This is a genomic window from Pseudonocardia tropica (genome assembly GCF_040105315.1).
In the GTDB taxonomy this organism is placed as follows: domain Bacteria; phylum Actinomycetota; class Actinomycetes; order Mycobacteriales; family Pseudonocardiaceae; genus Pseudonocardia; species Pseudonocardia alni.
The window spans coordinates 136,056-147,384 of record NZ_JBEDNP010000007.1 but is presented as its reverse complement, the minus strand read 5'-3'; the positions used below and the strand labels follow the sequence as shown (position 1 = coordinate 147,384).

Below are 11,329 nucleotides of genomic sequence, written 5' to 3'. Positions count from 1 at the left end.
CCGGGACCGGCGCCGGCGTCCGTTCGAGGAGGCTTGGCGGAGAAGATGCAGCTGGAGAACAAGTTCACGATCGCGGCGCCGATCGAGGACGCCTGGAAGGCCCTCAACGACCCGGAGCTCATCGCTCCGTGTTTCCCCGGGGCGACCCTGACCGAGTACGAGGGCGACTCGTTCCAGGGCACCGTCAAGGTCAAGCTCGGCCCGATCTCGCTCACCTACAAGGGCAAGGGCACCTACATCGAGCGTGACGACGCGAACCACAAGGTCGTCATCGACGCGTCCGGCCGCGACGCCCGCGGCAACGGCACCGCCAAGGCCATCGTCACCGGCACGATGGTCGCCGACGGACCGGACAAGACCTCGGTCACGATGGTCACCGACATGACCGTCACCGGTCGTCCGGCGCAGTTCGGCCGCGGGGTCATCTCCGACGTCGCCGACAAGATCATCGGGCAGTTCTCGAACTGCGTCGCGGACAAGCTGACCGGCCCCGGTGCCGCGTCGTCCAACGGCGCGGGCCCGAAGCACGCGGCCGACGAGACCAGCCCGATCCCGGCCGTCCCGCCGGCGCCGGGTGAGCAGGCCGCGCCCGCCCCGGTGAAGCGGACCTACCAGCCGCAGAGCAGCCCGGTCGAGGCCATCGACCTGCTCGACTCGGCGGGCGCGCCGGTGCTCAAGCGACTCGTGCCCGTGCTGGGTGGCGTGGGCGCGCTCGTGCTGCTGCTCGTGCTGGTCAAGCGACTGCGCGGCGGCTCGAAGGGCTGAGTCCCCGCACGTCCCTCCGGGCCGGTACCGCGTTCCGCGGTGCCGGCCCGCGGCGTTGCGGGGCAGGATGGTGCCGTGCGAGCGGGTGAACGGAACGGGCTGACCGACGTCGAGGGACTGCGGGTCGGGCACGCGGCGGTGAGCGGGCCGGGTGCCCGCAGCGGGACGACGGTGGTGCTGGCCCCACCGGGCGGCGCGGTCGCCGGGGTGGACGTCCGCGGCGCCGCACCCGGCACCCGCGAGACCGACCTGCTCGACCCGGTCGCGACCGTCCAGCGGGTGCACGCCGTGACCCTGTCCGGGGGGAGCGCCTTCGGTCTCGACGCCGCCTCCGGGGTGATGGCCCGGCTGGAACGTGCCGGCGAGGGGTTCCCGGTGCCCGGTGCCGTCGTACCGATCGTGCCGGCCGCGGTGGTGTTCGACCTCGGACGCGGCGGCGACCCCCGGATCCGGCCGACCGCCGACACCGGAGCCGCCGCCTACGACGACGCGCACGCCGGCCCGGTCGTGCAGGGCTCGGTCGGGGCGGGCACCGGTGCGGTGTCCGGCGGGCTGCGCGGCGGGGTCGGGTCGGCCTCCGCGGTGCTCACCGAGGGCTCTGCCGCCGGGACGACGATCGCGGCCCTGGTCGTGCTCAACTCCGCCGGTGCGGCCGCGGACCCGGCCACCGGTGAGGTGTTCGGTGCCCGGCACGGTCTGCCGGGCGAGTTCACCGCCGGGGTGGCTCCGGCCCTGGCCCCGCCGGAGCGGCTCGCCGAGCTGTACGCGGCGCACGTGAACCCGCTGGGGACGGCGACGACGCTGGTCGTCGTCGGCACCGACGCGGCCCTGGACAAGGTCGGCTGCACCCGGCTGGCGACGATGGCGCACGACGGCCTGGCCCGGTCGATCTCGCCGGTGCACACGATCCGCGACGGCGACTGCGCGTTCGCGCTGGCCACGGGAACCCGGGACGCGCCGGACGTCGCCGGGGTGTTCGCGCTGCAGGCGGCCGCGGCGGAGGTGACGGCACGGGCCGTGGCGCACGCACTGCTCGCGGCGGAACCGGCGCCGGACCGGCCGTCGTACTCGTCGCTCCTGGTGGGTCCGTGAGCGCGCCGAACCCGTGGCTGGGGCGCCCGCGTGCCCCGCGACCACCGTCCGCGCCGGACCCGGACGCGGTGCGTCTGGTGGGGCTGCCCCGGCGACGGGCCGCGGCCCGGGCGGTGAACGACGTGGTGCGGGGCGTGGACGTGCGCGCGTTCGGCGACGGGTGGACCGTGTCGTTCCTCAGCGGCTACTACACGGTCTGCCACACCATCGACCAGCTGCTCGACGCCGTCGCCCCGCCCGGGGAGCGGGAACTGCTGCGGGCGACGGTGCTGGCCGCGGCCGACGGGACCGCGGGCCGGGGCTGACCGGCCCGGCCGCCCGAGGCCGCGGACCCGGGGCCCGGTCTGCGCCCCGCCGCCGTCGGCCGCGGCCGGTCGCACTACGGACGAGCGGCCGCGGCCGGTCGCCCTACGGACGAGGTCAGTCGTCGTCCCGGTCGTCGTCCCGGTCGTCGTCGTGGTGGTCGTCGTGGTCGTCGCTGTCCAGGCGGTCGCGGTCGTGGTGGTCGACGTCGTGGTCGAGGACCGCGCCGGTGGCGGCGTCGATGTCGATGTCGTGCTCGGTGGTGCCGTTCCGGACCTCGACCTCCCAGTGGTCCCGGTCGTCGCTGCCGTCGTCGTCGCGGTCGTCCCGGTCGTCGCTCTCGAACTCGCTCGCCGTGACGCGGCCCCCGCCCGCGGCGGCCAGGGCGGCGCGCTCGGCGGCGGCGCGGTCGACCGCGGGCGCGGCGGTGGCGGGGGCTGCGGGCGTGGCGGCCGCGGACGCCGTGGGCGCGGCGGTGCGGGGCAGCTCCGGGGGCAGCAGGTCGGCGGTGCGGGCGATCGCGGCGCCCGTCGGGACGACGGTGAGCTCGTCCGGGGCGCCGCCCGCGCCGAGGGCGAGGGCGGTGCCCCCGCCGACGAGCAGGAGACCGGTGGCGGCGACGGCGGCGACGGTGAGCGGGGTACGCACGGTGATCTTCCTCCGAGAGGTTCCGGCTGGTCCGGGTCGGTGCGACCCGGGTGCTGGTGGGAACTGTGCCGCCGCCCGCCCCAAGGTCGCGCTGCGTGAGCCCTAAGGCGGCGTTAGGGCCCGGAGCGGCCGAACTACAGTCGTCGGGGTGTCGACCATCAGCCCGGACGAGGGAGTGGCGCGCCGGCTGAAGGCCCTGGCCTGCACGGCGCCGCTGCACGACCTCGACGCCCGCAAGGGGCGGCTCGACTGGGACGCGACCGGCTACCAGATGGCCGAGATCGGCCTGCAGGCGATCGACCAGGTCACCCTGGCCATGGACTTCGACCACGGTGCGGACCACGCGGAGGTCGTGCGGCGGCTGCTGCCGTTCGTGGGCGCGCAGGTGCCGGGAGCGCCGCGGTCGGAGTACGTCCGCGTCGCACAGTGGGTGATCGACAACCTGATCAACGTCGGGTCGATCGACCGCGGGTTCGCCGTGGAGTACGGCACGACCGACGACGACGGGCGCTACGTGCGTCGCCGGTTCGACTTCAAGCTGCTCGTCGAGGTGGCCGCCCCGGACGGCGGGATCTACCTGCGCGCCTCGGACGAGGCGATCAACGTGCTGGTCGGGGCGCTGGACACCGACGTCGAGTCGGCCCAGGAGGCGGCCGAGACGAAGCTGGAGACGCTGATCGTCCGCGGTCGTCTCGGCGACGCCCGGCTGGCCGCCGAGCAGGCCCGTTACCGGACCGTGCAGTATGCGGAGTCGTTGCGGCGCAAGCTGGAGGCGACCCGGCGCGACGTCCGCTCGGTGGACTGGCTCGACGCCGTCCCGCAGCTGCTCGACGAGGCGCTGACCCACATCGAGTCCCGCTACCGCGCCGAGACGATGATCAAGGCGAACATCGCCGACGCCCGTGACGAGGCCACCGAGCCCGGTCGCCGCCGGCAGGCCGCGGAGCTGGTGACCGTCGTCGACGACTGCATCCAGCGGCACACCCAGCTGCAGGCGCGGTTGCAGGAGGCGGGCGCGTCGTTCCGCGCGGAGCAGGACCGCCAGCAGTTCTCCGGGAAGCCGAAGCGGGCCGCCGTCGACGTGTTCGGGCAGCTGCTGCGACCGTCGCTGGCGCTGACCGTCGAGGCGGCGCACGACCCGGTGACCGGCTACTTCGGTGCCGGGGCCGGCGTGCGGAACCCGTCGGTGCCGAGTCTGGGCGGGCTGGTCGAGACGCTGCTGACACCACCGAGCGACCGGGACCCGTTCGGCGCCGAGGTGCCCGAGCCGGAGCTGGCGCCGCAGCCGCGCGAGCGCTTCGGGGTGGAGACGTGGGCGGCCGCCGACGCGGTGCTGCCCGCCGACGCCCGGCACCCGGTGCGGCTGTCCGCGGCGCTCGCGGCGGCCCGCGCGGCCGGGGCGGACCTGCCACAGCTGGTCGCGCTGCGGGCGATGCACGCCGTCGGGACGGCGGTGGCCACGGCACGGACCCAGGGCGACCCGTCGGTGCTGATCGCCGTCGACGACGGGACGGTCCTCGACGACCCCGAGTTCGGCGGCGCGGACCTGCTGCTGGCGCGGGCCGGGGTGCAGCGCGGACAGACGAACCGACGGACGGCGCAGACATGAGCGACACCGAGACCGCGGCCCGCCTGGTCGGCTACGGCATGCGCCCCAAGGCGCTGCCCGGCCGCGACCCCGACTACGCCGACCTGGTCCGCCGCTACCGCGAGGACGACGAGTTCCGCACGACCGTGCAGCGCGTCGCGTCCGGCCTGGGCCTGGTCGTGCTGGCCGTCGACACCGGCCCGGGCATCGTGCTCGCCGCGACCGAGGGCTCGGTGTTCGAGATCCGGATGGACGAGTACGCCCGCCGCACCGCCCTGGCCAACCGGGGCGCCGACAAGGTCCTGCACGGGATCGCGCACCTCGCCGTCGCCGCGCTGGCCTTCCCCCGCCCCGACGACCTCGGCGACGACTCCTACGTCGGCCGGGTCTCGGTGGAGCTCGTCGACGGCGCCGTCCGCGAGGCCTGCCGGGTGCTGAACGAGCGTGCCGCGGGCCCCGCCGACCCCGAGTCCGACGCCCCGCAGCTCGAGGAGGTCTGGCGGGTCTGGCAGCGCCGCCCGGAGGCCACCGCGACCAAGGACGGCCGCGTCGGCGAGTCCACCACCCGCGGGATCGTCGGCAAGGCGCTCCGGTTCCTCGCCGACCAGGGCTTCCTCGTCCCGGTCGGTGCGGAGGGCGCCTACCGGACGACGCCGCGGTACCAGGTGCAGGTGCGCGAGCTCGCGGCCCAGCGCGCCTTCGACGAGCTGCTGGCCCTGAACGTCCTGCCCGCCGCGACCGCCGCCGGGACCCTGGTGACCGAGCACGACGGCGTGTTCGACGCGCCGGGCTCCGGTGCTCCCGGCACGCCCGGTCCCGACGGTGCTGCCGGCGCGTCCGGCGTCTCCGGCTCGGTCGACGGGCCTGGTCCGGAGGACACGCCCGGGGCGGGGAGCGACCCGGACCTCGACGACCCGTCGGACTCGGGGGAGGCCGCCGGGCCGTCGTCGGCGCCCGATCCGGCATCCGCGGTGGGGCCGGTCGCAGAGCCCGAAGCTCCCGCGGGCGAGGTCACAGGGAACGGTGCCGGGGGCGACGGCCGGACCGGCTCTGTCGGCTCTGTCGGTGATGCAGTTTCGGCGGAAATGGCTTACCCGGTAAGCGAGTTCGCGCAGGACGGTGCCCGGGGTGACGGCGTGGCCGGTGCCCCGGTCGGCTCGGTCGGTGGGGCTGGGTCGAGGGAATTCGCTTACCCGGTAAGCGAACTCGCACAGGACAGCGCCGGGGGTGGCGACGCGGCCGAGGAAGGACACCCTGCCGACGCGGGTGCAGAGCGTGCGAATCCGGCCGATCCGGCCGCCGCCGACCCGTCGAGCACCCCGCCGACCGACCACCCCACGGAGGACCGCGATGTATGAGCTGACCCGCGTCCGCCTGTTCTCCGTCGGTCCGACCGCCGCGCGCTACCAGGACGTCGCGCTCGACCTGCGGGGCGTCGGGGCCCCGGTGAAGGTCGCGGTGCAGGAGGACCTGTTCGCCCCGGACGCGCTCGACCGCACGACGCCGCGTCGGCCGTCGCCGGCCTCGGTGCTGTTCCTGGAGAACGGCGGCGGCAAGTCCGTCCTGCTCAAGCTGATCTTCTCGGTGCTGCTGCCCGGGCGGCGCCAGGTCGTCGGGACCACCAGCACCACGGTGCTGGAGAACTTCGTGCTGGCCGAGGACGTGGCGCACGTCGTCTGCGAGTGGATGCACGTCGGCACCGGACGGCTGCTGGTCACCGGGAAGGTGTCGGAGTGGCGCGGGCACGTCGCCTCCACCGACCCGGAGAAGCTGGCCGACGCCTGGTTCTCCTTCCGGCCGGTCCCCGGGATGGGCCTCGACGACCTGCCGTTCACCCACGACGGGCGCCGGGTCACCCTGGCCGCCTTCCGGGAGCGCCTGCAGACCGCGCACCGCGAGCACCCCGACGCCGAGCTCGACTGGGAGACCGGGCACCGGGACTGGACCCGCCACCTCGTCGACGTCGGGCTGGACCCGGAGCTGTTCCGCTACCAGCGCGCGATGAACGCCGGTGAGGGCGAGGCCGCCGAGGCGTTCTCGTTCTCCTCCGACGAGGCGTTCGTCGACTTCCTGCTGCGCGCGGTGCTCGACCCGGCGGAGCCGCAGAACGTCGCCGAGCTCGTCGCCGGGTACGCCGACCGGCTCGCCCAGCGCGAGGAGCTGGAGACCGAGCGGGAGTTCGTCGACGGCACGCTGTCCCGGCTCGAGCCGATGGTCGACGCCGAGGCCACCGCGACCGCCGCCCGCGACGCCGAATCCGCCGCGCGCACCGCACTGGCGGCGACCGCGTCGCGGATCGCGGCCCGCCGGATCGCCGAGGAGGCCCGCTCGGTGACCGCCGCCGAGGAGGTCACCGGCGCGGTCGAGGCCGAGCAGTCCGCGGCCCGGGCGGCGGAGCGGCTGCAGGACACCGTCGGTGAGCTGCGCAGACTCACCGCTGGGCTCGCCGTCGAGGCCGCGGAGCGGACCGTGGCCGAGGCGACCCGCGAGCGCGACGCCGCGTCGGCCGTGTCGATGGCCCGCGACGCCGTCGAACCGGTCCTGGCGCACCGCGTCGCCGCCGCCGGGGCCGCACGGCTGCGTGCCCGCGTCGAGGAGGAGGAGCAGAAGGCCCGGCCCGCGCTCGCCGCCCGGCAGGACGCCGCCCGCGCGCTCGCCGGGGCGCTGGCCCGGGTCGCCGCGGAGGCCGACGCCGCCGCCGACGCGGCGGAGGAACACCGCGCCGACGCCGAGGAGCGCGCGGCGGCCGCCCGTCGCGAGCAGGTCACCCGCACCGCCGACGCCGCCCGCGCCGAGAGCGCCGCCACCACCGCCCGCGAGGCCCTCGACGACCTCGACACCCGGGTCGCCGCCGCCGTCTCCGCCGGGCACCTGAAGACCGGGTCCACCGCGGCCGACGTCGAGGACGAGACCGCCGCCGCCCGGGCCGACGCCGAGCGCTGCGCCACCGCGCTCGCCGACGCCGACACCGCGGCCGCCACGATCCGCGAGGAGCGACGGGCCGCCGAGGCCCGCCGCACCGCCGCCCAGGACGCGGCGGCCGCCGCCCGCGCCGACGCCGCGACCGCCGAGGCCGCGCGCTCCGCCGCGGAGGCCGACGCCGTCGCGCTCGCCGGGGAGCTCCGGCCCGCGGAGCTGCTCGGGCTCGACGAGATCCGCCCGGACACCGACGCCGGCCTCGTCGTCGACACCCTGACCACCGCGATCCGCGGTGCCGAGCGGGAACGGACGACCCTGCACGGCGACCAGCGCCGCGACGAACGCGCGCTCGCCGCGCTCGGTGACGGCGGCCTGCTGCCCGACCCGCCGGAGATCGAGGACGTCCTCGCGGCGCTGGAGGCCGCCGGGATCACCGCCTGGTCCGGGCGTCGCTACCTGGCGAAGCTGCCCGCCCCCGACCGGGAGACCGTGCTGGCGCGGCTGCCGCACCTGGCGGGCGGGGTGCTGCTCAACGACGTGCGCGACGCCGGGCGGGCCCGCGCCGAGCTGGACGCGGCACGGCTGCTGCCGGCCTGCCTGGTCGCGGTCGGCACCACCGCCGCGCTGCACGCCGACGCGGACGCGGCGCCCGGGATCGCCTTCGTCGTGCCGCCCAACCCGGCCCTGCACGACGAGGAGGCCGCCGAGCAGGTCCGGGTCCGGCTCGTCGCCGAGACCACCGAGCGCGCCGCCCGGCTCACCGAGCTGGAGACCGTCCTCGACGACGACCGCAGGCTGCGGGACCGGTTCGCCGCGCTGCGCGACCGTCGTCCCACCCTCGCCGACCTGACCGGCGCCGCCGGGGCCGCGGAGACCGCGCGGGCCGCCGCCGTCGCCGAGCACGAGGCGACCCGCGCCGAGGTCGAGGACCTCGACGGGCGCGCCGACCGGCTCACCGTCGACCGGCCGGGCCTGGAACGGACCGCCGGGGACACCCGTCGCCGGGCGGACGCGCTGGCCGCGCTGCGCACCGAGCTCGCCCGCCGGGCGACGCACGAGGAGCGGATGCGCACCGGGGAGGCCGACGCCGCGCGGGCCCGCGCGGAGGCCGACGCCGCCGGGACCACCGCCGACCGCGCCGGTCGCGAGGCCGCCGACGCCCAGCAGACGCGGGACCGGCACCGCGGCATCGGCACGACCCTGCGCGACGAGGCCGCGGCCCTCCCGGTCTCCGCCGACGAGGTCGGCGGGCGGGACGGGGAGCCGGAGGGGACACCCGAGGGATCGCCGGCCGAGCTGCGCGAGGTGTTCCAGCGGGCCCGCGACGCCTACGCCTCGGCCTCCGTCGACACCGACCTGCACGGTGCGCTGGAGCGGGCCGAGGCCGACGCGCGGGAGCGGCGGGTCGCCGTCGACGGGCTGCCGCGCACCGTCGTCGAGGCCGCGACGGCGTTCCTGCACACCCCCGACGGCGCCGACGCCGCGAGCCGCCGCGCCGCCGCCGAGCAGGCCCGGACCGCCTACGACGAGGCCGAGCGCCGCCGCGCCGACGCCGCGACCGAGCTGGCCGTCGCCCGCCGCGAGCTGGAGCGGTTCACCGGCGGCGAGCGGCCGATCGACCACGGTGCCGAGGGGCGCTGCACGAGCTGCGCGCCGTACGACCCGCCCCGCGACCCCGAGCACGGCCGCGAGCTGGTCGCCCGCGCCACGGCCGACCTGGACGCGGCGGGCAAGGACCTGGAACGCCGTCGCCGGGCCCGGACCGACGCCGAGGACGCCCACCGCACCGCCACCGACCTCGCCCGCGGGTTCGGGCTGGTCGTGTCCTCGCTGGACGACACGCCCGAGCCGGCCGGGGTGCCGTTCGACGGTGACGTCGAGGCCGCCCAGGCCGCGCTCAAGCGTCACCAGAACGCCGTCCGCGACGCGGCGGGGGAGCGGACGCGGGCCGAGAAGAAGGTCCGCGAGGGGGTCGACGCCGTCGCCCGCTTCGCCCAGGACCCGCGGTTCGCGACCCTGAGCTCCCCGGTGCACCGCCACATCGGCGGCGTCGACCGGTCGGAGATGCCCGGCCTCGCCGCGGAGTGGATCGCCGCGCTGCGCCCGCGGCTGCGCTCCCTCGACGACGACCTCGGCAACATCGAGCGGCACCGCTCCGGGATCGTCACCCGGCTGTCCGGGATGGTCGGCGAGGCGCTGCGCACGGTGCGCCTCGCGCAGCGGCTGTCCCAGCTGCCCGAGGGCCTCGGCGACTGGTCGGGACAGCAGTTCCTGCGGATCCGGTTCGAGGAGCTGCCCGACGCGGCACTGCGCCACGAGCTCGGCGCCGTCGTCGACCGCACCGCCACCGGCATGGCGGGCGGCAGGGCGAAGGACCGGCGTGACGGCATGTCCATGCTGCTGCGCGGGGTCCGGGCGGCGATGCCGAAGGGTGTCCGGGTCGAGATGCTCAAGCCCGACGCCGTGCTGCGCACCGAGCGGCTGCGCGTCTCCGCGATCAAGGACGTGTTCTCGGGCGGGCAGCAGCTGACCGCGGCGATCGTCCTCTACTGCACGATGGCGGCGCTGCGGGCCCACCAGCGCGGGCAGGGCGGGCGGGCGCACGCCGGCGTGCTGTTCCTCGACAACCCGATCGGGCGCGCGTCGGCGGGGTACCTGCTGGAGCTGCAGTTCGGCGTCGCGCAGGCCCTCGGCGTGCAGCTGGTCTACACGACCGGGCTGTTCGACGCGGGCGCGCTGTCGTCGTTCCCGCTGCTCGTGCGGCTGCGCAACGACGCCGACCTGCGCGCCGGACGCAAGTACCTGTCCGTCGACGAGCGGGTCACCCGGTCGGTGCCCGACGCCGACGCCCCCGGCGGCCGGATCACCGCCGCCCGCGTCTACCGGCGCCCCGAGGCCGCGGTGGCCGCCGGCACCGGCGACGACGGCGCGGGGTCGGCCGGATGACCCCGCCCGGGCCGGTCGCGGAGCGGCTCGCGGAGCTGCTGACGGCCTCCGGACGGACCCGGATCCCGCGCTCGGCGGTGCGCGCGGCGTTCCTGCAGGCGGACCCCACGATGGTCGGCAGCGTCGACGCCCGGCGGAACCTCGCCGGGGTCCTGGCGGAGCTGGCCGCCGCGGGCGTGCTGGTGCCGACCGACCGGACCGACGACGGGGTGCCGCCGCTGCCGAACTCGGTACGGCTGGTCCGGGCGCGCGTGAACGTCGCCCCGGCCACGGCCGACCGGGGCCCGTGGCATCCCGCGCTGTCGGGGGCCGCGGACCTGCGGCGGCCCCCGCGGGTGCTGCTGCAGGTCAACGACTGGCTGTTCGCCCACGCGTCCCGCGCCGTCGAGGTCCCGCTGCGCGAGCGCGCGCTGGAGATCACCGGCGACGAGAAGGCCTTCGACGGCCCGCTGCCGGGCGGGCTGACCCCGGAGGTCCTGCGGGCCCGCCGGGTCGTCCCGCCGCTGCACCGCGATCGCCTGCCCGGCGACGGGCCGGTGCTGATCGTCGTCGAGAACGCCGACACCCTGGACTCGCTGCGCCGTGCCCTGGCGCCCGACCCCGGCCCGGTCGGTGGCCTCGCCTGGGGCGCGGGGAACGCGTTCGCCGCGTCGGTGCTCGCACTGCGCGACGACCCGCCCCCGGCGATCCGCTACTTCGGCGACCTCGACGCCGCCGGGCTGCGTGTCCCGCGTGCCGCCTCCGACCTGGCGCAGGCGCACGGCCTGCCGCCGGTGCGGCCCGCGACCGGGCTGTACCGGGCGCTGCTGCGGCACGGGCGTCCGGCGTCGTCTCCGACGGTGGACCACAGCGACGTCGAGTGGCTCGACGCCGGGCTGCGCGGTCCCGTCCGCGACCTGTTCGCCGCCGGGGCGCGGTTGGCCCAGGAGGCCGTCGGGGTCACGGTCCTGGCCGGTGACCCGGACTGGCGCGACGGGCTCACCCCGGCCTGAGGGCTGACCCGGTCCGGATCAGCTGTCGGCGCGGTCGAACTCGACCCTCCGCGGTGTCGGCGGTGCTCGGCGCGGC

At 77.0% G+C, this 11,329-nt stretch carries 7 protein-coding genes and 1 pseudogene; 7 read left to right on the top strand and 1 reads right to left on the bottom strand.

The genetic code is table 11. From position 1 onward, the window contains the following. The first annotated feature begins 45 nt into the window (after positions 1-45). The 3 genes from WHI96_RS13815 (at position 46) to WHI96_RS13805 (ending at position 2,162) form a co-directional block, all read left to right on the top strand. Positions 46-765: an SRPBCC family protein gene (locus tag WHI96_RS13815; protein WP_345653823.1), complete on the top strand. Its 720-nt coding sequence runs from the start codon at positions 46-48 to the stop codon at positions 763-765. Positions 766-840: 75 nt separating this feature from the next. Beyond that, a complete protein-coding gene (locus WHI96_RS13810) occupies positions 841-1,857 on the top strand; it encodes a P1 family peptidase (RefSeq protein WP_345653794.1) in 1,017 nt (338 codons plus the stop codon). Continuing rightward, positions 1,854-2,162: a hypothetical protein gene (locus WHI96_RS13805; protein WP_345653797.1), complete on the top strand. Its 309-nt coding sequence runs from the start codon at positions 1,854-1,856 to the stop codon at positions 2,160-2,162. The genes WHI96_RS13810 and WHI96_RS13805 overlap by 4 nt, the downstream gene beginning before the upstream one ends. A 115-nt stretch (positions 2,163-2,277) precedes the next feature. Here WHI96_RS13805 and WHI96_RS13800 read toward each other — a convergent pair whose 3' ends face one another. Further along, entirely contained in the window at positions 2,278-2,808 is a 531-nt protein-coding gene (locus tag WHI96_RS13800; RefSeq protein ID WP_349302388.1) for a PepSY domain-containing protein, read from the bottom strand. A gap of 148 nt (positions 2,809-2,956) precedes the next feature. On the opposite strand from WHI96_RS13800, the gene WHI96_RS13795 reads away from it, so the two are divergent. The 4 genes and pseudogenes from WHI96_RS13795 (at position 2,957) to WHI96_RS13780 (ending at position 11,253) form a co-directional block, all read left to right on the top strand. Beyond that, positions 2,957-4,417, top strand: coding sequence for a hypothetical protein (locus tag WHI96_RS13795; RefSeq protein ID WP_345647613.1), 1,461 nt, complete (start codon positions 2,957-2,959; stop codon positions 4,415-4,417). Further along, positions 4,414-5,151 (top strand): annotated as a pseudogene (locus WHI96_RS13790) (hypothetical protein); the annotation flags it as partial. The gene WHI96_RS13795 and the pseudogene WHI96_RS13790, both read left to right, overlap by 4 nt. Positions 5,152-5,746: 595 nt before the next feature. After that, positions 5,747-10,261, top strand: a complete 4,515-nt coding sequence (locus WHI96_RS13785; protein ID WP_349302387.1) for a hypothetical protein — start codon at positions 5,747-5,749, stop codon at positions 10,259-10,261. Next, on the top strand, positions 10,258-11,253 hold the full coding sequence (locus WHI96_RS13780; RefSeq protein WP_345640278.1) for a DUF2399 domain-containing protein: 996 nt from the start codon (positions 10,258-10,260) through the stop codon (positions 11,251-11,253). Before WHI96_RS13785 ends, WHI96_RS13780 begins: the two co-directional genes overlap by 4 nt. Positions 11,254-11,329: the final 76 nt, after the last annotated feature.